Annotated in this window: 18 protein-coding genes; 14 read left to right on the top strand and 4 right to left on the bottom strand. The window is 72.0% G+C overall.

Going from position 1 to position 22,779, the window contains the following annotated elements; genetic code table 11:
• Positions 1–205 precede the first annotated feature (205 nt).
• The gene (locus ABD369_RS00350; protein ID WP_344634088.1) at positions 206–589 is read left to right on the top strand and encodes a DUF3040 domain-containing protein; all 384 of its coding nucleotides are present in this window, start codon (positions 206–208) and stop codon (positions 587–589) included.
• 75 nt (positions 590–664) lie between these two features.
• Here the strand turns inward: ABD369_RS00350 and ABD369_RS00345 are convergent, their stop codons facing one another.
• The 4 genes from ABD369_RS00345 to ABD369_RS00330 all read right to left on the bottom strand — a co-directional run bounded on the left by ABD369_RS00345 (position 665) and on the right by ABD369_RS00330 (position 6,241).
• Complete coding sequence (locus tag ABD369_RS00345) at positions 665–3,040, bottom strand: transglutaminase TgpA family protein (protein ID WP_344634087.1); 2,376 nt, start codon at positions 3,038–3,040, stop codon at positions 665–667.
• Positions 3,037–4,368 carry a DUF58 domain-containing protein gene (locus ABD369_RS00340; protein ID WP_344634086.1) on the bottom strand — a complete coding sequence of 444 codons (1,332 nt, stop codon included), beginning with the start codon at positions 4,366–4,368 and terminating at the stop codon, positions 3,037–3,039. Before ABD369_RS00340 ends, ABD369_RS00345 begins: the two co-directional genes overlap by 4 nt.
• A gap of 1 nt (position 4,369) precedes the next feature.
• Positions 4,370–5,320, bottom strand: coding sequence for an AAA family ATPase (locus ABD369_RS00335; RefSeq protein ID WP_344634398.1), 951 nt, complete (start codon positions 5,318–5,320; stop codon positions 4,370–4,372).
• 381 nt (positions 5,321–5,701) lie between these two features.
• Positions 5,702–6,241 carry a beta-class carbonic anhydrase gene (locus ABD369_RS00330; protein WP_344634085.1) on the bottom strand — a complete coding sequence of 180 codons (540 nt, stop codon included), beginning with the start codon at positions 6,239–6,241 and terminating at the stop codon, positions 5,702–5,704.
• Between the two features lie 495 nt (positions 6,242–6,736).
• On the opposite strand from ABD369_RS00330, the gene rsmH reads away from it, so the two are divergent.
• The 13 genes from rsmH (at position 6,737) to ABD369_RS00265 (ending at position 22,701) form a co-directional block, all read left to right on the top strand.
• Positions 6,737–7,705 carry a 16S rRNA (cytosine(1402)-N(4))-methyltransferase RsmH gene (gene rsmH, locus ABD369_RS00325; protein WP_344634084.1) on the top strand — a complete coding sequence of 323 codons (969 nt, stop codon included), beginning with the start codon at positions 6,737–6,739 and terminating at the stop codon, positions 7,703–7,705.
• Between the two features lie 102 nt (positions 7,706–7,807).
• Positions 7,808–8,350 carry a cell division protein FtsL gene (gene ftsL, locus ABD369_RS00320; RefSeq protein WP_344634083.1) on the top strand — a complete coding sequence of 181 codons (543 nt, stop codon included), beginning with the start codon at positions 7,808–7,810 and terminating at the stop codon, positions 8,348–8,350.
• Positions 8,347–10,461 carry a peptidoglycan D,D-transpeptidase FtsI family protein gene (locus ABD369_RS00315; RefSeq protein ID WP_344634082.1) on the top strand — a complete coding sequence of 705 codons (2,115 nt, stop codon included), beginning with the start codon at positions 8,347–8,349 and terminating at the stop codon, positions 10,459–10,461. Before ftsL ends, ABD369_RS00315 begins: the two co-directional genes overlap by 4 nt.
• Positions 10,462–10,679: 218 nt before the next feature.
• Entirely contained in the window at positions 10,680–12,371 is a 1,692-nt protein-coding gene (locus ABD369_RS00310; RefSeq protein WP_344634081.1) for a UDP-N-acetylmuramoyl-L-alanyl-D-glutamate--2,6-diaminopimelate ligase, read from the top strand.
• The gene (locus ABD369_RS00305; RefSeq protein ID WP_344634080.1) at positions 12,368–13,771 is read left to right on the top strand and encodes a UDP-N-acetylmuramoyl-tripeptide--D-alanyl-D-alanine ligase; all 1,404 of its coding nucleotides are present in this window, start codon (positions 12,368–12,370) and stop codon (positions 13,769–13,771) included. The genes ABD369_RS00310 and ABD369_RS00305 overlap by 4 nt, the downstream gene beginning before the upstream one ends.
• Entirely contained in the window at positions 13,771–14,832 is a 1,062-nt protein-coding gene (gene mraY, locus ABD369_RS00300) for a phospho-N-acetylmuramoyl-pentapeptide-transferase (RefSeq protein WP_344634397.1), read from the top strand. Before ABD369_RS00305 ends, mraY begins: the two co-directional genes overlap by 1 nt.
• Positions 14,829–16,259 (top strand): UDP-N-acetylmuramoyl-L-alanine--D-glutamate ligase, encoded by a 1,431-nt coding sequence (gene murD, locus ABD369_RS00295; protein WP_344634079.1) that lies wholly within the window; start codon positions 14,829–14,831, stop codon positions 16,257–16,259. Before mraY ends, murD begins: the two co-directional genes overlap by 4 nt.
• 73 nt (positions 16,260–16,332) lie before the next feature.
• Entirely contained in the window at positions 16,333–17,709 is a 1,377-nt protein-coding gene (gene ftsW / locus ABD369_RS00290) for a putative lipid II flippase FtsW (protein ID WP_425557498.1), read from the top strand.
• 6 nt (positions 17,710–17,715) lie between these two features.
• Entirely contained in the window at positions 17,716–18,822 is a 1,107-nt protein-coding gene (murG, locus tag ABD369_RS00285; RefSeq protein ID WP_344634078.1) for an undecaprenyldiphospho-muramoylpentapeptide beta-N-acetylglucosaminyltransferase, read from the top strand.
• The gene (locus tag ABD369_RS00280; protein ID WP_344634077.1) at positions 18,815–19,582 is read left to right on the top strand and encodes a cell division protein FtsQ/DivIB; all 768 of its coding nucleotides are present in this window, start codon (positions 18,815–18,817) and stop codon (positions 19,580–19,582) included. The genes murG and ABD369_RS00280 overlap by 8 nt, the downstream gene beginning before the upstream one ends.
• A 365-nt stretch (positions 19,583–19,947) precedes the next feature.
• A complete protein-coding gene (ftsZ, locus tag ABD369_RS00275) occupies positions 19,948–21,147 on the top strand; it encodes a cell division protein FtsZ (RefSeq protein WP_344634076.1) in 1,200 nt (399 codons plus the stop codon).
• 10 nt (positions 21,148–21,157) lie between these two features.
• On the top strand, positions 21,158–21,892 hold the full coding sequence (pgeF, locus tag ABD369_RS00270; protein ID WP_425557497.1) for a peptidoglycan editing factor PgeF: 735 nt from the start codon (positions 21,158–21,160) through the stop codon (positions 21,890–21,892).
• A complete protein-coding gene (locus ABD369_RS00265; RefSeq protein WP_344634075.1) occupies positions 21,889–22,701 on the top strand; it encodes a YggS family pyridoxal phosphate-dependent enzyme in 813 nt (270 codons plus the stop codon). Before pgeF ends, ABD369_RS00265 begins: the two co-directional genes overlap by 4 nt.
• Positions 22,702–22,779: the final 78 nt, after the last annotated feature.

Raw genomic sequence — 22,779 nt, 5'->3', positions numbered from 1 at the left:
GCGCCGTTGGGCACCGTACGGGAGGCACACGCGTACGCGGCCGGAGCCACGTGCGCCCGACCGTCCCGTACCCGGCCCCTGGGACCGTATGATCTGGGTAAAGCCGGAAAGCATGACAGCCAGAACCATGGGGCATATGGACCACACAGGGCCGAGCCAGGGGTGGCGGACCGGTCGCCCCGCGACCGACGAGTAGGAGGACTCCGTGCCGCTCTCGGAGCACGAGCAGCGACTGCTCGAGCAGATGGAGCGAGCGCTGTACGCAGAAGATCCCAAGTTCGCGTCAGCGCTCGAGGGAACCGGGCTGCGCACCTACACCCGTCGGAAGGTCTACCTGGCCGCCGCGGGGTTCGTCGTGGGTGTCGGCCTCCTGATGGGGGGCATGGTCGCTCAGTACGTCTGGGTGGGCGTCGTCGGGTTCCTGGTGATGCTGGGCTGCGCGGTCCTCGCCGTCACCTGGTGGAGGCGTAGCCCCGGCGGGCACGGAGCGGGCCCGAAGGCGGCTCCGGCCCCGCGCCGGAAGGCCGGTGTGATGGACCGGATGGAGCAGCGCTGGCAGCGCCGCAGGGATGAGCACAACGGCATCTAGCTAGCCGGTCGGTGATCTGGACATACGGGTGAGGGCGGGCAGTCGGTGGACTGCCCGCCCTCACCCGTTCCGGTACTACCGCCTGCGCAACGGCGCCATCAGGCGGTCGGAGACTCGTCCGACGGCGTCCCGGACGGCGGCGGCCCGGTCCTGGAACCGCCAGCCCAGGCGCGCCGAGGACGGCGGCAGCAGGACGGCCCTGGCCCGGTCGCGCCGCCCGGCGGCGGCCCGCAGGCCCGCCGCGGCGGTCCGTACGTCCGCCCCCACCGCGGACCGGGGCTGCGGAAGACGAGCGTAGAGCACCTGCTCGGTGGCCAGGGCGACCCGGCCGGCGGCGGCCGCGGCGGTCCCGTCCAGCCGCCCGGTCTCGGCGATCCGCTCGACCGCGCGACGCGGGGTGCGCGTCTCGTCGGGCGGGATCCCCAGGTCCCAGGCGGTGTCGATCAACTCCTCCCAGGCGGCCAGCACCTGCTGCTCGGTCGGCTCGGCGGACGGGCCGCCGGGCAGGTGCCGGCCGGCACCGAGGCGGCGGCGGCGCTGCCTCAGGCGCCAGAGCATCGGCGTGGCCAGCAGGGTGAGGACCAGCAGACCCGCCGCGAAGGAGGCCAGGGCCTGCCAGCCGAGCCACCACGAGGTGGCCGCCGCGGTGCGCGGCGCGGTCCTGCTCCGGTCCGCGCAGTCCCCGGCGCGGCGCTGCAGCGCGTTGCAGGCGCTGCCGGTGCTGGGCGAGGCCGAGGCGCTGGCGGTCGGTTCGGCGGAGGGCCGGTCGGACGGGGCGCTGGACGCGGGTGCGGTCTGCTCCTGGGAGTAGCCCGGGGCGCCGCCCCGGCTGGGAGTCGGCTCGAACCGGAGCCAGCCGGCGCCGTGGAAGTACAGCTCGGGCCAGGCGTGGTAGTCCTGCGCGTGCACCACGTAGTGGCCGTTGCCCTGGTCGCTGCCGGGGACGAACCCGACGGCGACCCGGGCGGGAATGCCGAGCGTGCGGGCCATGGCGGCCATGGTGGCCGCGAAGTGGACGCAGAAGCCGGTCTTGTCCCGCAGGAACCGCACGATGGCGTCACTGCCGGTGGCGGCGGGAACCTGCAGGTTGTAGTGGAACTCAGGGGAGTTGAACCAGTTCTGCAGGGCCACCGCGCGGTCGTAGGCGTTGGTCTTCCCGGCGGTGACTTTCCAGGCGGTCTCGGCGACCACGGCCGGAAGGCCCGGCGGCAGTTGGAGGTACTTCTGCGCGAAGTCGGCGGGCGCCGGTCCCGCCGAGCGCAGCTGTGTCGGGCTCGGCTCGATGTCCAGACTGTCGACCTGGTACTTCAGACCGTTGCTCTGCTGGCCGGTGTCGGCGACCACCGTGCGGGTGCCGGGCTCGTACCGCCAGCGGCCCGGCACCGTGATCGTGTCGGCCGGGTAGGGCATCGGCAGGGTGTCGGTGCTGAGGCTGTCGGAGATCGTGACGGTGGTGGAGACGGGGGTGGTGGGTACGGCCGGCCCGAGGCCCTCGGGTGTGGGGAACGGCCTGGGAAGGGGCTGCAGCGGCTGCTCGGAGTACTTCCACTCGACGCCGTCGAAGTCGTCCAGTGAGTTGATCCGCAGGTACATCTGGTTCGCGTTGCTGGCGTCCGAGGTGTAGCTGAACATCTCGACGTTGTCCGGCCGGTTGAGGCTGGCGGTCAGCGTGACCACCGGGTTGAGCGAGGTGATCCGTCCGGCGCCGCCGGGGCCGTTGCCCGCCCCCGGGTTCTTGCCGATCAGGCCGAGGCTGCCCTGCGGGACGAACACCGGGAGGACCAGCGCGCACACCAGGGCGAGCAGCCCGACCCGGTGGCCGTTGTGGGACAGCGGACGGCCGTCGCCCCGCCCGCTGCCGCGGAAGACCCGGCCCCAGCGGGACAGCCGGTCCTGGCCCTCGGAGAGCAGCAGCAGCAGGTAGCCGGCGGCCGCCGGCAGGAACCAGAACCAGGAGTGTCCGGTGGGGTTCAGACCGGTCCCGACCGAGTAGAGCGCGAGCAGCGGCAGGCCGGCGGCGGCGGCCCGCCGGAAGGTCACCGCGAGCGCGTCCACCAGGACGGCGATCAGCGTGACCGAGCCGACCAGGATCAGCCGGAGCCCGGGCGAGGAGGGCGCCGGGATCGTGTACTCCCGGATCGTCGAGACCCCGTCGGCCACCAATGTGCCGACCGCATCGATCGCCTTGGGACCCGGCAGCACACCGGCCGTGAACGAGGACGCGACGGTGACGAACATCAGCAGGTACAGCACGGCCAGCAACTGGAGCGGCACCACCAGCGCCCGGGAGAGGGCGAGGCGGCGCAGACCGGCGCCGACCGCGGCGACCGCGGCGATCTGCACGAGCGCGGCGAGGTACCAGGCGCTCTGGTTGACCAACGGGGTCAGGCAGAGTGTCGTCAGCGAGACGGCCAGCGCCGAGTGGAGCGTCAACTTGGCCCGGGTGGTCACGAACCGACCTCGTCTCGGTAGGGGCCCCGTGCCGGGGAGCCCTGGGCAAAGCGGTCGGCGAGGCGCCAGAGGTCGGGCACCGAGTCGCCGGACACGGCGGGCAGGACGGTCCAGCCGGCTTCGCGGAGCAGCCGGATCCGCCGGGCGGTCCGGTCGTCGGGGGCGTTGGGCAGGATCGCCCGCAGCCCGGACCAGGTCTCGACGGCCAGCACGAAGGCGATCGCGGAACCCGTCCGGCGGCGGAGCTTGCAGAGCCGGGTGAGTTGGTCCTCGTCCAGGTCGCCGAGGACGGCCACCAGCAGGCCCTCGCCGCCGAACCGCAGCACGTCCTCGGCGCGGCTGAAACCGCCGCCGTCGGAGTGCTCGACCACGGCCAGCGCGTCCAGCAGCAGCCCGGCCGACTCGCCGACCGTGGCCGCGGAGCTCTCGGCGCCGGCGACGGAGCTGCCGGTATCGGTGAGCAACCGGGTCCGGTAGCCGAGCTCCAGCAGGTGGACGCCGACCGAGGCGGCGCAGCCGACGGCCCACTCGAAGGAGGAGGCGGGGCCGCTGCCCCGGTGCGCGAACTCCCGGGTGTCCAGCAGCACGGTGGCGCGGGCCCTGAGCGGCTGCTCCTCCCGGCGGACCATCAGCTCGCCGTACCGGGCGGTGGACTTCCAGTGCACCCGGCGCAGGTCGTCGCCGTGCCGGTACTCGCGCGGGATGACGTCGTCGTCACCGGCCAGCGCGAGGGTGTGGGTGTTGCTCTCACCCCGGCCGGCCGACTCGCCAGCCAGCCGTACGGGGGGCAGCGGCTGTACCTGAGGCACCACCGTGAGGATGTCCGAGGCGACGAAGGACCTGGTCAGCTCGCACATCCCGAACGGGTCGGCGACCCGCAGCTGGAGCGGTCCGAGCGGGTAGCGTCCGCGCAGGTCCGAGCGGACCCGGTAGGAGACCTCCCGGAAGCCGTGCGGCTCGACCCGGTCCAGCACGAAGCGGGGGCGCGGCCCGAGCACGTACGGGACCTGGTCCTCCAGCAGCAGCAGTCCGGTGGGGACCCGGGAGACGTTGTCCAGCCGCAGGTGCACCCGGGCCTCCTGGCCTGCCGTGGCGCGGTGCGGGGAGAGCCGCCGACCGCCGGCGACCCGGTAGCGGGTGCGGAGCAGCAGGGCGGCGGCGCACAGCGGCAGCGCGGCCAGCAGGACGCCCACCTGGAGCAGGGTCTCCTGTCCGAAGACGTACGCGCACACGACGGAGGTGATCCCGGCGGCCAGGAAGGAGCGGCCCCTGGTGGTCAGACCCTGCAGGCCGGTGCGCAGGCCTGACGGCTTGTCGGCCTTCGACACCTCAGCCGCGCCCCTGCGGACGCGGGATCGGCAGCCGGGCCACCAGGTCGAGGACGATCTGCTCGGCGCTGCGACGGCCCAGCTGGGCCTCGGCGGTGGGCAGCAGACGGTGGGCCAGGACGGGGACGGCGAGTGCCTGGATGTCGTCCGGCAGCACGTACTCGCGGCCGTCCAGCGCGGCGGCCGCCCGGGCGGCGCGGACCAGGTGCAGGGTGGCCCGGGGGGAGGCCCCGAGGCGCAGTTCCGGGTGGTTGCGGGTGGCGGCGACCAGGTCGACGGCGTAGCGGCGGACCGGGTCGGCCAGGTGCACCGTGCGGACCAGGTCGATCAGCTTGAGGATGTCGTCGGCGTGCGCGACCGGCCGCAGGTCGTCCAGCGGGTTGGCGCCGGCGTGGTGGTCGAGCATGGCGAACTCGGCCTCGGGGCTGGGGTAGCCGATCGAGATCCGGGCCATGAAGCGGTCGCGCTGGGCCTCGGGCAGGGTGTAGGTGCCCTCCATCTCGACCGGGTTCTGGGTGGCGATCACCATGAACGGGGAGGGCAGCTCGTAGCTGGTGCCGTCGATGGTGACCTGGCGCTCCTCCATCGACTCCAGCAGCGCGGACTGGGTCTTGGGAGAGGCCCGGTTGATCTCGTCGCCGACCACGATCTGGGCGAAGATGGCGCCCGGGCGGAACTCGAAGTCCATTCGCTGCTGGTCGAAGATGCTGGTGCCGGTCACATCGGAGGGCAGCAGGTCGGGTGTGAACTGGATCCGGCGGACCGAGCAGTCGAGCGAGCGGGCGAGCGTCTTGGCGAGCATGGTCTTGCCGACGCCGGGGACGTCCTCCAGCAGCAGGTGCCCCTCGGCCAGCAGCACGGTCAGCGCGATCCGGACCGCCTCCGGCTTGCCGTCGATGACGCTCTCCACCGAGGCGCGGACCCGATCCGCCACCGCACCCAGCTCGTGCAGTCCGGCCGGACGCGGGGCCTCCGCGCGGACGGTGGAGGTCTGTCCGTTATAGGTCGTCACCCGTAAGCTCCCATGGCCCAGTCGCCGGACCTCGTTCCGGGTCCGGCCCCACCCCGATCACGCGGCCTGCCGCCACTTCGGTTCCGGTGCGGTTCCGGTGCGGTTCCGGAAAGGACCTTGGGACCTGGAGGACCAGCCCAAGAACCGGTGCGGGCCGGTGGCGCGGTCAGGCAGCCCCAGGTGGTGCGGGGCAGCCTGCAGGCGCATTCTTCCCTGCCGGACGGCTGAAAGTCACTCGGGAGGGCGAGACGCGAGCACTGTCCCGGTTCGTCCCCGGGGCGAGCGCGCTCCCGCCGGCCCGGGCCGGCGGGAGCGGCCGGGCTAGTGGACTTCGCGCAGCAGGCCGGTGTGGACGTCGAAGACGAAGCCCCGGACGTCGTCGGTGTGCAGCAGGAACGGGGAGGTGCGCACCCGCTGCATCGACTGGCGGACGTCGCCGTCCAGGTCGACGAAGGCCTCGACGGCCCACTGCGGGCGCTGGCCGACCTCCAGCTCCAGCTCGCGGCGGAAGTCCTCGGTGAGGGCGAGCAGGCCACAGCCGGTGTGGTGGATCAGCACGATCGAGCGGGTGCCGAGCGCACGCTGGCTGATGGTCAGCGAGCGGATGGTGTCGTCGGTGACGACGCCGCCGGCGTTGCGGATCACGTGCGCGTCGCCGAGTTCCAGGCCGAGCGCGGCGAACAGGTCGAGCCGGGCGTCCATGCAGGCCACCACGGTGACCTTCTGCACGGGCCGGGCGTCCATACCGCCGTCGCGGTAGGTGACCGCGTAGGCGCGGTTGGCCTCGACGAAGCGGTCGGTGACGGTGGGGGCGGGCTCGGCAGCGGCGGACGGCTTGGGCCGGTCAGGGGTCACTGTCATGCCGACGACGGTAATAGGATTTCCCACCCGATGGTGGAAGAGGACTGCCCCTTCTTGGGCGGTGTGATAGAGGGCATAGCGGAATGCGCTCGACCATTCGGGTGACTCAGCCGGTTCTGTCCCGTTCTGTCCGGCGCGCGCCGGGCGCGGCGTGCATCTCGCCGGGGGTGCCGGTCCACCGCGCGCGAAGCCGGTCGCACCCCCGCCGACCTGCGGAGAACCGATACCTCCGGCCGGGTGGTGCGCCGTCGAGGACGATTGACTGACCACCTCGGCGCGATAGAGTTGCGGCGAAGTGAAGCACCGGTGTCACGCTCCGTCAACCGTGCCTTTCCGGCCGGTCGGTGCGCTCCGTACGCCGCCTGTGGCCTCCACCCGCTCCGTGCCTCCTGGCGCACCTTCCCCGGTGCCGGGCGGCACTCCTTCCCCAGGCGAGCGGGCGGGGACCAGGGGCGGCGTGCGTGTCGTTCTCGCCCGGTGGTCCAGAATGGTGGGATGAGCAGCGAGAACTCGGCACCCAAGCACGTCCCGGTGATGCTCCAGCGCTGTATGGACGCGCTGGCACCCGCGATCTCCACCCCAGGTGCCGTGGTGGTGGACGCGACCCTCGGCCTCGGCGGGCACAGCGAGGCGCTGCTCACACAGTTCCCCGAGGTCCGGCTGGTGGCCGTGGACCGCGATCCGGTCGCCCTGAAGCTCTCCGCCGAACGGCTGGCCCGCTTCGGCGACCGGGCCACCCTGGTGCACGCGGTGTACGACGAGATCCCGCGGGTGCTGGCGGAACTCGGGATCTCCGAGGTGCAGGGCATCCTGTTCGACCTCGGCGTCTCCTCGATGCAGCTGGACGAGGCCGACCGTGGCTTCGCCTACGCGCAGGACGCGCCGCTGGACATGCGGATGGACCAGTCCCGCGGCCTGAGCGCCGCCGAGGTGCTGAACACCTACAGCCACGGCGAGCTGGCCCGCATCCTCAAGGTCTACGGCGAGGAGCGGTTCGCCGGGAAGATCGCCTCGGTGATCGTGCGGGAGCGGGAGAAGGAACCGTTCTCCACCAGCGCGCGTCTGGTGGAGTTGGTGCGCAACGCCATTCCGGCCGCCACCCGGCGGACCGGGGGCAACCCGGCCAAGCGGACCTTCCAGGCGCTGCGGATCGAGGTCAACGGCGAGCTGGAGGTCCTGGACCGGGCCATCCCCGGTGCGCTGGGCGTGCTCGCACTGGGCGGCCGGATCGCGGTGATGTCGTACCAGTCGCTGGAGGACCGCCTGGTCAAGCAGTACTTCGCGGCAGGTGCTACCAGCACCGCCCCGCCTGGCCTGCCGTTCGTCCCGGAGGAGCACCAGCCCTGGCTGAAGCTGCTCACCCGGGGTGCCGAGCTGGCCACGGAGGAGGAGATCGAGGAGAACCGGCGCGCCGCGCCCGTACGGCTGCGCGTGGCGGAGAGGATCAGGGAGACTCGGGCCTGATTCCGGCCGGGGGGAGAGCGGCGAGGGAGTAGTGCGGTGCCGGTGGCCGGTGGTGGGCCCCGCCTGCCCGTGGGCGGGCAGGGACGGGTCCGGGGAGGCAGGATGCTGCCCGGTCAGGGTGGGAAAGCGCGGATCACCGTCCGCCCCGGGCGGCGGCCGGTGCGGGGGCGGACACCGTTCGCGGTGCTGCTGGTGGTGCTGCTCTCGGGCGGGCTGCTCGGGCTGCTGATGCTGAACACGGCGCTGAACGAGGGCTCCTTCGAGCTCTCCCGGCTGCAGAAGCAGACCACCGAGCAGACCGACCAGCAGCAGACCCTGCAGCAGCAGATCGACCAGGCCTCGGCACCGGATGCGCTGGAGCGGCGGGCCCGTGAGCTGGGCATGGTGCCCGGCGGCGATCCCGCCTTCCTGCAGGACGACGGGAAGGTTCTCGGCAAGTCGGGCCAAGCGCAGGACAGCCCGCCGGTGAAGCGTTCCGGCACCGAGCTGTGGCAGCAGCAGAACCGGACCGCCCAGCCGTCCGCCTCCGCGTCCGCCTCCGCGTCGCCCTCGCCCTCGCCGAGTCCCGTCGGGGACGGCACGGTGCAGATCGACCCGGCACCGCCCGCCACCCCGTCATCCCCCGCCGGAGGTTCGCCGCGATGAGTACGCCCCGTCAGCCCTCGCGCGGCTCCGGTGACCGCAAGCCGCAGCGTCCCGCCGGCGCCCGCCCGCCCGCCAGCGATCCGCGCCGCAACCCGGCGCGCGGTGCGGCCCGTACACCGTCGCGCAATCCGGGTGAGCGCCCGCGCGCACCACGCCAGCGCACTTCTGAGCAACGCCGTCCATCGGCTGGGCAGTCGCGCCGGCCGGCCGGCCGGCCGCAGCCGCGTACGGTCAGGCTCGGGGACTCGCGCCGCCGGCTGCGGCTGATCACCGTCGCGCTGACCCTGGTCTTCTCGATCTTCGCGGGCCGGCTGGTCCAGCTCCAGTTGCTCGACTCGGACACGCTGGCCGTCGCGGCGGGCGCCAACCAGTACTACTACGCCAAGCTCTCCGCCGAGCGCGGATCGATAACGTCCTCGGACGGCGTCGCCCTGGCCACGACCGTGGACGCCTACGACGTCGTCGCCGACCCGACCTTCTACCCCCCCGACAAGACCAGGATCCCGGACGCCCCCGAGCAGGCCGCCGCGCTGCTGGCCCCCATCCTCGGCCGCAGCAAGGACCAGCTGGCCGCGGCCCTGCACACCCCGAAGACCAAGTGGGTGATGCTCGCCCCCCGGCAGAGCCCCGAAGTCAAGAAGCAGATCACCGATCTGCGGGCCTCGCTCACCAAGCAGACCGACACCAAGGAGTGCCGGGCCCAGCGGGCGCTCCTCGGCAAGCCCGCCGAGCAGGGCGGACGCCAGTACCTGGACAGCGCCTGCGTCAACCCGCTGGTGGGCCTCGGCTTCACCGACAGCAAGCAGCGGGTCTACCCGGCCGGCGGCGTGGCCGCCAACCTGGTCGGCTTCGTCAACTCCGACGGGGTCGGCACCGGCGGCCTGGAGCTCCAGTACCAGAAGGAGCTGGCGGGCAGGGACGGCCGGGTCACCTACGCCTCCGGGGCCGGCCGGGTGGTGCCCACCTCCGCGGGCGGCAGCCAGCAGTTGCCGGTGCCCGGGCTGGACCTGCGGCTGACCGTCAACCGGGACATCCAGTGGGCGGCGCAGCGGGCGATCACTGACCAGGTGGCCAACGCCGGTGCGGAGAAGGGCTATGTCGTCGTCCAGGACGTGAAGACCGGCCAGATCCTGGCCATGGCCACCTCGCCCGGCTTCGACCCCAACAACCTGCGCGCGGCCAAGGCGGACCAGCTCGGCAACGCGGCCGTCCAGGACGCGTACGAGCCGGGCTCCACCGCCAAGCTGATGACCATGGCCGCCGTGCTGGACACCGGCTCGGCGAAGTGGGACACCCACGTCACCGTGCCCAACACGCTGCAGCGCTCCGACCGGGTCTTCCACGACGACATCGACCACCCCACCTGGTACCTGACGCTGGCCGGGGTGCTGGCCAAGTCGTCCAACATCGGGACCATCGAGGCCGCCGAGCACCTGGGCAAGACCCAGCAGGAGTCCAACCGGATCCTCGGTGACTACCTGCACCGCTTCGGCATCGGCCAGCCCACCGGGCTCGGCTTCCCCGGCGAGACCAGGGGCATCCTGGCCAAGCCGGAGACCTGGAGCGGGTCGCAGCAGTACACCGTCCCGTTCGGCCAGGGCCTGTCGGTCAGCGCACTGCAGGCCACCTCGGTGTTCTCCACCATCGCCAACGGCGGAGTACGGGTGACCCCCAGCCTGCTCGCCGGAACCACCGGACCCGACGGCCGGTACACGCCGGCACCGGCCGGGGAGCAGACCCAGGTGGTCAAGCCGGAGACCGCCAAGACCCTCACCGAGATGCTGGAGTCGGTCGTCTCCGATGAGCAGGGGACCGGCGGCGCGGCGCAGATCCCGGGCTACCGGGTGGCCGGGAAGACCGGCACCGCCAACCGGGTCGACCCCAAGACCGGCAAGTACTCCGGCTACACCGCCTCCTTCATCGGCTTCGCCCCCGCGGAGGCGCCCAGGGTGACGGTCTCCTGCGTCATCCAGGACCCGGTCAACGGCCACTTCGGCGGCCAGCTCTGCGGTCCGGTGTTCAAGCAGGTGATGGAGTTCACTCTGAAGACCCTGCACGCCGCGCCCAGCGGGAGCGAGCCGCCCAACCTGCCCGTCGACTGGAAGCCCTGATGAACCACCGTCCAGACCCCCTTCCCGACCCGACGTCGCAGCCCCTGCCGGGTGCCGTGGGTGCCCGGCGAGCCGAAGGGCGCGCCGGCACCGAGAGCGCGGAGCGCGGAGGCGACGGGCGTCGGGACCGGTTCGAAGCGCCCCGGGGCGGGTCGAGCGAATGTAACGGAACGGCCCGGTTTGGCCCTGGGGGCCCATCGGCAGATAGCCTTCCCGCCGTGCCGAAACCCGATCAAACCAACGTGACCCCGCCCCGCCCGACCAGCCCGGCGGCGACTGAGCTCGCCGAGGTCGCCCGTCTGCTGGGCCTGGAGCCCGTCGAGGGCGCGCTGGTCACCGGCATCACCCACGACTCCCGCGCGGTGCGCCCGGGGGACGTGTACGTGGCCTTCCCGGGTGCCAACCACCACGGCGCGGCCTTCGCCGCCCAGGCGGTGGCCGCCGGAGCCGTCGCCGTGCTGACCGACCGCACCGGCGCCGAGCTGGCCGCCGCAACCGGCGTCCCGCTGCTGGTGGTGGACAGTCCGCGCGCCGTGATGGGCCTACTGGCCGCCGCGATCTACGGGCGGCCCAGCGAGCAGCTGCTGACCATCGGCCTCACCGGAACCAACGGCAAGACCACCACCTCGTACCTGGTGGAGGGCGGCCTGCGCGGCGCCGACCTGGTGCCCGGCGTGATCGGCACCGTGGAGATGCGGGTCGGCACCGAGCGGATCAAGAGCGAGCGGACCACCCCCGAGGCCACCGACCTGCACGCCATCCTCGCCGTGATGCGCGAGCGCGGCGCCGACGCGGTGGTCATGGAGGTCTCCAGCCACGCGCTGGTCTACGGCCGGGTGGACGGGGTCGTCTACGACGTCGCCCTGTTCAACAACCTCACGCCCGAGCACCTGGACTTCCACCCGGACATGGAGGACTACTACCGGGCCAAGGCCCGGCTCTTCCAGCCGGACAAGGCCCGCCGCGGCGTGGCCAACCTGGACGACGCCTACGGCCGCCGGCTGGCCGGCGAGGCGCCGATCCCGATGACCACCTTCTCCGCCGCGGGCGACCAGGACGCCGACTGGCGCGCCGTGGACGTCCAGCTCGGCCCGGCCGGCTCGACCTTCCGGGTGCTGGGCCCGGACGGCGCCGCCGCCGACGCCTCGGTGCCGCTGCCGGGGCCGTTCAACGTCGCCAACGCGCTCGGGGCGATCACCGCCCTGGTCACCGCCGGGGTGCCGCTGGAGGCGGCTGTCGCCGGGGTGGCCTCGATCGCGGGCGTGCCCGGCCGTCTGGAGCGGGTGGACGCCGGCCAGCCGTACGTCGCCGTGGTCGACTACGCGCACAAGCCGGACGCCCTGGAGGCCGTCCTGAAGTCGCTGCGCGAGATCACCAAGGGCCGGCTGCACGTGGTGGTCGGCTGCGGCGGTGACCGCGACCCGCACAAGCGCGGCCCGATGGGCGCCATCGCCGCCCGGCTCGCCGACACCGCCGTCCTGACCAGCGACAACCCGCGCTCCGAGGACCCGCTGGCGATCCTCGCCACCATGCTGACCGGCGCTGCGGGCGTGCCCGAGGCCGAGCGCGGCGAGGTGCTGGTCGTCCCGGACCGGGCCGAGGCCATCGCGGACGCCGTCGCCCGCGCCCACGCCGGGGACACCGTCCTGGTGGCCGGCAAGGGCCATGAGCTGGGCCAGTACGTGCGGGACGAGATCCGTCCCTTCGACGACCGCGAGGTGCTGCGCGAGGCCATCGTGCACGCCACCCGCCCCGAGCCCAAGGGCGCGGCGACCGCGGCGGAGCCGCTGATCGGCCCTGCCGGAGCGGCGAGCGGCGAGCGGGGAACGAGCGCCGAAGCGAAGAGCGCCGACACCGGGGCAGGAGCGCCCGGAGGCGAGCGGGCGAGTAACGGAGTGGAGCAGCAGTGATCGCACTGACCCTGGCAGAGATCGCCACCGCCGTCGGCGGCACCCTGGACGCCGCCGATCCGCAGGCCCTGGTGACCGGCCCGGTCGAGGTGGACTCCCGGCAGCTGCGCCCCGGCGGACTGTTCGCGGCCATCCTCGGCGAGCACGTGGACGGCCACGACTACGCCGAGCAGGCGGTGGCCGCCGGAGCCGTCGCGGTGCTGTCGACCCGTCAGGTCGGCGTCCCGGCCGTGCTGGTGGACGACGTGGTGGCGGCCCTCGGCCGACTGGCCCGCGCGGTGATGGACCGGGCCGAGGGCACCGAGGTGGTGGCGATCACCGGCTCGGCCGGCAAGACCAGCACCAAGGACCTGATCGCCCAGGTGCTCCGGCGCCGGGGCGAGACGGTGTTCCCCCCGGGATCGTTCAACAACGAGATCGGCATGCCGCTGACCGCGCTGCGGGTCGAGGACTCCACCCGGCACCTGGTGCTGGAGATGGGCGCCCGCGGCAAGGGCCACATCGACTACCTGACCGGGATCGTGCCGCCGCGGATCGGCGTGGTGCTCAACATCGGCACCGCGCACCTGGGCGAGTTCGGATCCAAGGCCGCGATCGCCGAGGCCAAGGGTGAACTGGTGGAGGCACTCGCCCCCGAAGGCGTCGCGGTGCTCAACGCCGACGACCCCATGGTGCGGCCGATGGCCGAGCGCACCGAGGCCCGGGTGCTGTTCTTCGGTGAGCACCCGGAGGCCGATGTCCGGGCGGCGGACGTTCGTCTGGACTCCACCGGGCGTCCATCGTTCACGCTGATCACCCCGGCCGGTTCCGCAAGTGTTCAGCTGCGCCTGTACGGTGAGCACCACGTCTCGAACGCCCTCGCCGCCGCTGCGGTGGCGGTGGCGCTCGGAATGTCCGTCGACGACACCGCCGCCGCCCTGGGCGAGGCGGGTGCGCTGTCCCGCTGGCGCATGGAGGTCGTCGACCGGGCCGACGGAGTCACCGTCGTCAACGACGCCTACAACGCGAACCCCGAGTCCATGAGGGCCGCGCTGCGGGCTCTGGTGTCGATCGGTGGCCGAGGCCCGGAGCGCCGCCGTACCTGGGCGGTGCTCGGCGAGATGCGGGAGCTCGGCGAGGACAGCCTCGACGAGCACGACGCCATCGGGCGGCTCGCGGTCCGGCTGGACGTCACCAAGCTGGTGGCGGTCGGCGGACGCGACGCGGCGTGTATGGAACTCGGCGCGAGGAACGAAGGTTCGTGGGGTGAGGAGTCGGTGCTGGTGTCCGACGCGGACGCGGCGATCGAGCTGCTGCGGGCGGGGCTGCAACCAGGGGACGTGGTGCTGGTGAAGGCATCGCGTTCGGTGGGGTTGGAGAGGGTCGCCGAGGCGCTGCTCGCGGACGGTGACGCCCGATGATGAAGCAGATCCTGTTCGCGGGCATGATCGGCCTGGTGCTGTCCCTGCTCGGCACCCCCGCGCTGATCAAACTGCTGGCCAAGAACGGCTACGGGCAGTACATCCGCGACGACGGCCCCAAGGCGCACCACAGCAAGAAGGGCACGCCCACCATGGGCGGCATCGCCTTCATCCTGGCGACGCTGATCGCCTACTTCGCCACCAAGGCGATAACGGGCGAGAAGCCCAGCTACTCCGGTCTGCTGGTGCTGTTCCTGACCGCGGGACTCGGCGTGGTGGGCTTCCTGGACGACTACATCAAGGTGGTCAAGCGCCGTTCGCTGGGCCTGCGGGCCAAGGCGAAGCTGCTCGGCCAGTCCTTCGTGGGTCTCGCCTTCGCGATCCTGGCGCTGCAGTTCAAGGACGACCGGGGGCTCACCCCGGCCTCGACCCACCTGTCCTTCGTCCGGGACTTCAGCTGGTCGGTCGGCCCGGTGCTGTTCGTCATCTGGGCCTACTTCATGATCGCCGCGATGTCCAACGGCGTGAACCTCACCGACGGCCTGGACGGTCTGGCCACCGGTGCCTCGGTGATGGTCTTCGGTGCCTACACCTTCATCGGCGTCTGGCAGTACGGCCAGCGCTGCGCCTCGATGATCACCGCCACCGCCAACTGCTACGACGTCCGCGATCCACTGGACCTCGCCGTGGTGGCCGCCGCCCTGATGGGTTCCTGCTTCGGCTTCCTGTGGTGGAACACCTCGCCCGCCAAGATCTTCATGGGTGACACCGGCTCGCTGGCCCTGGGTGGCGCGCTGGCCGGTCTGGCGATCTGCTCCCGCACCGAGATGCTGCTGGCGCTGCTCGGCGGCCTCTTCGTGATCATCACCCTGTCGGTGATCATCCAGGTCGGCTCGTTCCGGCTCACCGGCAAGCGTGTCTTCAAGATGGCCCCGCTGCAGCACCACTTCGAGCTCAAGGGCTGGAGCGAGGTGCTGATCGTGGTCCGGTTCTGGATCATCCAGGGCCTCTGCGTGGCGGTCGGCCTCGGCCTCTTCTACGCGGGATGGGTGACCGGATGACCGAATACGTCTGGGACGGCCTGCCGGTCACCGTCGCCGGCCTGGGCGTCTCCGGGATCAGCGCGGCCCGGGTGCTGCGCGACCTGGGCGCCGAGGTCACGGTGGTCGACGGCGGCGACGGCGAGGGCCTGCGCGCCCGCGCCGCCGAGCTGGAGCGGCTGGGCGTCAGGGTCCGGCTCGGCGACGGCGGCAGCCTGCCCGAGGGGACCCGGCTGATCGTCACCTCGCCCGGCTGGCCGCCCAACAGCCCGCTGTTCCTGGCCGCCGCCGAAGCGGGCGTCGAGATCTGGGGCGACGTCGAGCTGGCCTGGCACCTGCGCCGGCCGCTGCCGTCCACCGGAGAGCCCGCCCCCTGGCTGGCCGTCACCGGCACCAACGGCAAGACCACCACCGTCCAGATGCTGGCGTCCATCCTGACCGCGGCCGGGAAGCGCACCGCCGCCGTCGGCAACGTCGGCGTCTCGGTGCTGGACGCGGTGCTCGCCGAGGAGCCGTACGACGTCCTCGCGGTGGAGCTCTCCAGCTACCAGCTGCACTGGGCGCCCTCGCTGCGCCCGCACTCGGCCGTCGTGCTCAACCTGGCACCCGACCACCTGGACTGGCACGGCTCGATGGAGGCGTACGCCGCCGACAAGGGCCGGATCTACCGGGGCAACCAGGTCGCCTGCGTCTACAACCTGGCGGACCCCGCCACCGAGGCGCTGGTCCGCGAGGCCGACGTCGAGGAGGGCTGCCGGGCGATCGGCTTCGGGCTGGGCTCGCCGGGCCTGTCGCAGTTCGGCGTGGTGGACGACCTGCTGGTGGACCGGGCCTTCGTGCCCGACCGGCAGAAGAACGCCGCCGAGATCGGTTCGGTCGGGGACGTCAACCCGCCCGCCCCGCACAACGTCGCCAACGCCCTCGCGGCCGCGGCCCTGGCCCGGGCCTACGGGGTGGACACCAAGGCCGTCCGGGACGGCCTGCGGGCCTTCCGTCCGGACGCCCACCGGATCGCCGAGGTGGCGGTGGTGGACGGGGTCACGTACATCGACGACTCCAAGGCCACCAACACCCACGCGGCAGCCGCCTCGCTGGCCGCCTACGAGCCGATCGTCTGGATCGCCGGCGGCCTGGCCAAGGGGGCGACCTTCGAGGAGCTGGTTCAGGGCGCGGCACCGCGGCTGCGCGCGGTGGTCCTGATGGGCGCCGACCGGGGGCTGATCCGCGAGGCGCTGGCGCGACACGCGCCGGATGTCCCGGTGATCGAGGCGGCCACGGGCCAGACTGGCGCGGTGGCGATGACCGAGGTGGTCCGCGAGGCCGCCAAACTCGCCCGATCAGGTGACACCGTCCTGCTGGCTCCGGCCTGCGCCTCGATGGACATGTTCACCAACTACGGCGAGCGCGGCGATCTGTTCGCCGCGGCCGTACAGGATCTGCGGAAGTAGGGCGCGCGAGCCGCGGGTGCCGTTGACGGTACCCGCGGCTCGTCGCCCACGGGTGGTGTGAGGGGGAACCGCCGTGGCGGGTGAGGGCAGGGCCGGTACAGCCGCTCCACCCGTGCGCACGGGCTCCCGCCTGCGGCTGATCTCGGCGACCACCACCACCTTCAAGTCTGCGGGCCCGATCGCCCGGCTGCGGGCCTTCAGGGACCGCTTCCGCTACACCATGGGGCGGCCGCTGACGCCGTACTACCTGATCCTCGGCTCGACGCTGCTGCTGATGGTGCTCGGCCTGGTGATGGTGTTCTCCTCCTCGCAGATCCTGGTGATGCAGCGGCACCTGCCGATCACCTTCTTCTTCCGCAAGCAGCTGATCGCCGCCCTGCTCGGGGTGGTGCTGGCGGTGCTGCTGGCCCGGATGCCGGCGAAGCTCCAGCGCAGGTTGGTCTACCCGCTGCTGATCTGCGTGATCGGGGCGCTGGTGCTGGTCGCCATCCCGGGCATCGGCATGGAGGTCAACGGCAACCGGAACTGGATCAACCTGGGCTTCTTCCAGATCCAGCCCTCCGAGTTCGCCAAGCTGGCGCTGGTGCTCTGGGGCGCCGACCTGCTCGCCCGCAAGCAGAAGGGCAAGCTGCTGGACCAGTGGAAGCACCTGCTGGTGCCGCTGGTTCCCGGTACCGTGCTGCTGATGCTGCTGATCATGCTCGGCGGCGACATGGGTACCACGATGATCCTTATCGCGATGCTCTTCGGCCTGCTCTGGATGGTCGGGGCCCCGCTGCGGCTGTTCGGCGCGACCCTGGGCATCGCCGTGGTCGCCTGCACCGCGCTGGTGATCACGGTGCCGCACCGGCTCGACCGGCTGGCCTGCGTCGGCGTCACCAGCCCGCCGCCGGACTCAAACGTCGACTGCTACCAGGCGCTGCACGGACTGTACGCCTTCGCGGCCGGCGGCCCGTTCGGATCCGGACTGGGCGCGGGCGTGGAAAAATGGGGTCAACTACCCGAGGCGCACACCGACTTCATCTTCGCCGCGACCGGTGAGGAGCTGGGCCTGGTGGGGACGCTGTCAGTACTGGGCCTCTTCGCGGCACTAGGGTATGCGGGTATCCGTGTGGCCCTCGGTACGAAGGACCCCTTCGTCAGGTACGCGGCGGGTGCCGCCACCACGTGGATCATGGCGCAGGCCATGATCAACCTGGGGTCGGCGCTGGGACTCCTGCCCATCGCGGGCGTCCCGCTCCCGCTGTTCTCCTACGGCGGCTCCGCCATGCTGTCGGCCATGTGCGCCATCGGGGTGCTGCTCTGCTTCGCACGCAACACCCCGGGGGCGAAGGCGGCTCTGGCCGCCCGGAGCAAGAACTCCCGGTCCAGGGCACTCCTGGCCCGGGTGCTGCCACGACGACGAACCACAGCGCGCCCTGCTCCCCGGCCGGCGCGCAGGGAGCGGTGAATTTCGGTGCATGTCGTACTCGCCGGCGGCGGGACCGCCGGTCACATCGAGCCGGCCCTCGCCCTCGCGGACGCCCTCCGCAGGCACGACCCGACCTGCGGGATCACCGCCCTGGGCACCGAGCGCGGACTGGAGACCAGGCTGGTCCCCGAACGCGGCTACGAGCTCGCGCTGATCCCGGCCGTCCCGCTGCCACGCAAGCCCACCCCCGAGCTGATCACCGTCCCGGGCCGACTGCGCGGGACGGTCCGCGCAGCCCAGGACATCATCGAGAGGGTCCAGGCCGACGCGGTGGTCGGCTTCGGCGGCTATGTCGCCATGCCCGCCTATCTGGCCGCCAAGCGAGCCGGTGTGCCGATCGTGGTGCACGAGGCCAACGCGCGCCCCGGTCTGGCCAACAAGATCGGCGCCCGCTACACGGACTTCGTCGCGGTCTCCACGCCCGACTCCAAGCTCCGGGACTCCCGCTACATCGGCATCCCGCTGCGCCGCACCATCGCCACCCTGGACCGCAACGCAGTCCGTCCCGAGGCCCGGCACTACTTCGGCCTCGACCAGCGGCTGCCCACCCTGCTGGTCTCAGGCGGCTCGCAGGGCGCCCGCCGCCTGAACGAGACCGTGCAGGCGATCGCCCCGCGCCTGCAGCAGTACGGCGTGCAGATCCTGCACGCCGTCGGCCCCAAGAACGAGCTGCCGCACGTCGACGACATCCCCGGGATGCCGCCGTACCGGCCGGTGCCGTACCTGGACCGGATGGACCTCGCCTATGCCGCCGCCGACATGATGCTCTGCCGGGCCGGCGCGATGACCGTCGCCGAGCTGGCCGCGGTCGGCCTGCCCGCTGCCTTCGTCCCGCTGCCGATCGGCAACGGCGAGCAGCGGCTGAACGCCCAGCCGATGGTCAAGGCCGGCGGTGGCCTGCTGGTGGACGACGCCGAGCTCACCCCCGACTGGGTGCTGCAGAACGTCCTGCCGGTGCTCACCGACCCGCGCCGGCTCTGGGACATGAGCCGGGCCGCCGCCGAGTTCGGCCGCCGGGACGCGGACGAGCTGTTGGTCGGCATGGTCTACGAGGCGATCGAGGCATCCCGGGGCGGCCGCCGCCGTGGCTGACGGCCCGGTCCACGACCCGCTGGACGAGGAGCCGGAGTCCGTCCCCGGACTCCGGCTCTCCCGGCGGGGCATCGTGGTGCTGAGCGTCCTCGGCGTGCTGGTGCTGGGGGCGTTCGGCTGGCTGGTCTTCTTCTCCTCGGTCCTGGACGTGCGCTCGGTCGCGGTCCAGGGCCTGGAGAGCGGCAAGCTGACCGACGACCAGGTCCGTGAGGCGCTCGGCGGGCTCCAGCACGGGCCGCTGGCCCGGGTCGACCTGACCGAGGCCGAGCACCGGGTGGAGAAGCTCCCCCGGGTGGCCAGGGCCGAGATCTGGCGGGGCTGGCCGCACACCCTCCAGGTCAAGCTGGTGGAACGCAAACCGGTCGCGGCGGTCAAGAACCCGAATGGCAGCTTCTCCCAGGTGGACGCCGACGGAGTGAGCTTCGCCACCGAACCGAGCCCCCCGGCGGGCATCCCGCTGCTGGAACTGGCACTCAGTCAGCAGGCGAACGACTCCATCGCGGTGATCGACCGTACGTCCCTGCTGAGGGCCGCGGTGACGGTCGCCGCAGGGTTGCCGCCGGAGGTCGCCAAGCGGACGGGCGCGCTTCAGATTCACTCGTACGATGACATCCGACTGCAGCTCAGCGGGGGTGCGGCGGTCCGTTGGGGGAGCCCGGAGCGCACCGCTCGCAAGGCCGTCGTGCTCACCGCGCTGCTCGGGCAGCAGGGGACGAATTATGACGTGAGTGCGCCAGACGCCCCAGCGGTGTCCTCTTGATCCGGTAAGTTCTCTTCCCGAGGGTGGTGTTGACGCAGTCACAGCTCCGCCTCGACCCTGGGTGGTCCACCCCCCGGTTTCACCGGGCGGTCGATGATCACATAGGCTCAAAAGAAAAACGGGAAGCTCGGCGTGTTCGTTGAACACGGGCCAGATGCGACCTACTGTCCTGTGTCACCGGACTGTGTCCCACGGTGATGTGACGCAGGCATAGCGGTAACCCTAAACCTCAAGTTTAGGGTACGGGTCGGTGGTCGGCATTTCGGACATTCAGTGCTGAAACCCTGCTTCCCACCCATCGACATCCGTCGGCCTTCACGACAGGGGGAAGCCGACCCCGGAACTCGAGGCGAGAGGCCTTCGACGTGGCAGCACCGCAGAACTACCTCGCAGTCATCAAGGTCGTCGGTATCGGCGGCGGTGGTGTCAACGCCATCAACCGGATGATCGAGGTCGGTCTCAAGGGCGTCGAGTTCATCGCGATCAACACCGATGCGCAGGCCCTCCTGATGAGCGACGCCGACGTCAAGCTCGATGTGGGCCGTGAACTCACCCGGGGCCTCGGCGCCGGCGCCAACCCCGAGGTCGGCCGAAAGGCCGCCGAGGACCACCGCGAGGAGATCGAGGAGGTCCTCAAGGGGGCCGACATGGTCTTCGTCACGGCCGGCGAGGGCGGCGGCACCGGCACCGGCGGCGCGCCGGTGGTGGCCAACATCGCCCGCTCGCTCGGCGCGCTGACCATCGGTGTGGTCACCCGCCCGTTCACCTTCGAGGGCCGCCGCCGCGCCAACCAGGCCGAGGATGGCATCGCGTCGCTGCGTGAGCAGGTCGACACCCTGATCGTGATCCCGAACGACCGGCTGCTGTCCATCTCCGACCGCCAGGTCAGCGTGTTGGACGCGTTCCGCTCCGCCGACCAGGTGCTGCTCTCCGGTGTCCAGGGCATCACCGACCTGATCACCACCCCCGGTCTGATCAACCTCGACTTCGCCGACGTCAAGTCGGTCATGTCGGATGCCGGTTCGGCTCTGATGGGCATCGGCTCCGCCCGGGGCGAGGACCGCGCCAAGGCCGCCGCCGTGATGGCGATCTCCTCGCCGCTGCTTGAGGCCTCCATCGACGGCGCCCGCGGTGTGCTGCTCTCCATCTCCGGTGGCTCCGACCTCGGCCTGTTCGAGATCAACGAGGCGGCCCAGCTGGTCAGCGAGGCGGCCCACCCCGAGGCCAACATCATCTTCGGTGCGGTCATCGACGACGCGCTCGGCGACGAGGTCCGGGTCACCGTGATCGCGGCTGGCTTCGACGGCGGCCAGCCGCCGGCCATCGTCCGCGAGCCGGTGGTCAAGGCGACCCCGCCGAGCACCCCGCCGGCCGCGCCCGAGCGGCAGGCCACCCGGCCCGTGTACGGGACCATCGGCTCGGTGACCTCCCGCGAGGAGTCCCGCACGGCCGACGTTCCGGCCACCACGACCGCTCCGCCGGTCCCGCCGCAGGTGCAGCCGGTCCGGCAGCCCTTCGTGGAGAGCCCGGCCGAGGAACTCGACGTGCCGGACTTCCTGAAGTAAACACTCTTAAGTGATCGATACGACTGAATGCAACGGTGCTCACTTCGCCTTCACCGACCGGTGGGGCGGGGTGAGCACCGCGCCGTACGGGGAGCTCAACCTCGGCGGCGCGGTGGGGGACGACCCGGCCGCCGTCCGGGAGAACCGCGAGCTCGCCGCCCGTGAGCTGGGGATCGACCCGGCCGATGTGGTCTGGATGAACCAGGTGCACGGGGCCGAGGTGGCCGTGGTGACGGAACGCCAGCGGCAGGGTGAGGCGCCGGCGGTGGACGCGGTGGTCGCCGACCGGCCACTCGCCCTCGCGGTGCTGACCGCGGACTGCACGCCCGTCCTGCTGGCCGACCCGGTCGCCGGGATCGTCGGCGCCGCACACGCCGGCCGCCCGGGTCTGGCTGCCGGGGTCGTCCCGGCGCTGGTGGCGGCGATGCTCACCAAGGGGGCGTCAGCGGAGCGGATGGTGGCCGCGATCGGGCCCGCGGTCTGCGGTCGCTGCTACGAAGTGCCGGCCGAACTGCGCGCCGAGGTCGCGGCCAAGGTGCCCGCCGCCTACGCCGAGACCTCCTGGGGCACGCCCGCACTGGACGTACCCGGGGGCGCCGCCGCACAGCTCGCCGAGGCCGGGATCACCAAAGTAGTGCGATCATCTGTCTGCACCCTTGAGTCGGCAGATCACTTCTCCTACCGTCGTGAGCAGCGCACCGGCCGTCTCGCGAGCTATGTCTGGTTGGGCTCTGAACTCTCATGACGAATGACATCTACGGACCGTTCCCGGGTCGGGCGGACTTCCTTGCCCGCCTGACGGAGCAGCAGCGCGCCCGCTACGAGCAGCTCGGCACCAACCTGGAGGTCGTCGAGCGCCGGATCGCCGCCGCGTGCGAGGCGGCCGGGCGCCCCCGTGAGGACGTCACCCTGATCGTGGTCACCAAGACCTACCCGGCCGAGGACACCGCGCTGTTGGCGGCGCTCGGTGTGACGGACGTGGCCGAGAACCGGGACCAGGACGCGGCGCCCAAGGCCGAGACCTGTGTCCAACTCCCGCTGGCCTGGCACTTCGTGGGCCAACTACAGACGAACAAGGTCCGCTCGGTGGTCCGTTACGCGGACGTGGTGCACTCGGTGGACCGGGCGCGGCTGGTGGACTCGCTCTCCGCGGCCGTCCTCAGGGCCGAACGGGCCCCGCTGGACTGCCTGGTGCAGGTTGCGTTGGACAGGGACGTGCCGGTCGGCGGCTCCGCCGCGGGGGACGAGGTCGGTCACCGGGCCGGGGTCGCGCCGGCCGACGTGGAGGCGCTGGCGGACAAGATCGCCGACACGCCCGGGCTGCGCCTGGCCGGTGTGATGACCGTCGCACCGCTGGCCGGACCGCTGGCCGAAAAGCCGGACGAGGCATTCGCGCGGCTGGCGGAAATCGCAAGCGCCGTACGGGCGAGCCATCCTGCTGCCACCATGGTGTCCGCAGGGATGAGCGGTGACCTGGAGCAGGCCGTGGCGGCCGGGGCGACACATGTACGCGTCGGTACGGCGGTACTCGGAGTGCGGTCACCGCTCCGGTAACGTCACCGAGTAAGTAGATCAGACTGCAGGACAAAACAGGACATAAAACCTAGCAGCTTGCCACAGCGCTAGCGAACC

The organism is Kitasatospora cystarginea (genome assembly GCF_039533515.1).
GTDB classification, from domain to species: domain Bacteria; phylum Actinomycetota; class Actinomycetes; order Streptomycetales; family Streptomycetaceae; genus Kitasatospora; species Kitasatospora cystarginea.
The sequence above is the reverse complement of the archived record's forward strand: the minus strand, read 5'-3'. Positions and strand labels throughout refer to the sequence as shown.

What these genes read in the sequence shown, in the direction of transcription:
- ABD369_RS00315 (WP_344634082.1), top strand. Translation starts at nt 8,347, where the DNA reads ATGAGTACGCCCCGTCAGCCCTCGCGCGGCTCCGGTGACCGCAAGCCG.
- ABD369_RS00265 (WP_344634075.1), top strand. Translation starts at nt 21,889, where the DNA reads ATGACGAATGACATCTACGGACCGTTCCCGGGTCGGGCGGACTTCCTT.
- mraY (WP_344634397.1), top strand. Translation starts at nt 13,771, where the DNA reads ATGAAGCAGATCCTGTTCGCGGGCATGATCGGCCTGGTGCTGTCCCTG.
- murD (WP_344634079.1), top strand. Translation starts at nt 14,829, where the DNA reads ATGACCGAATACGTCTGGGACGGCCTGCCGGTCACCGTCGCCGGCCTG.
- ftsL (WP_344634083.1), top strand. Translation starts at nt 7,808, where the DNA reads ATGCTGCCCGGTCAGGGTGGGAAAGCGCGGATCACCGTCCGCCCCGGG.
- ABD369_RS00330 (WP_344634085.1), bottom strand. Translation starts at nt 6,241, where the DNA reads ATGACAGTGACCCCTGACCGGCCCAAGCCGTCCGCCGCTGCCGAGCCC.
- rsmH (WP_344634084.1), top strand. Translation starts at nt 6,737, where the DNA reads ATGAGCAGCGAGAACTCGGCACCCAAGCACGTCCCGGTGATGCTCCAG.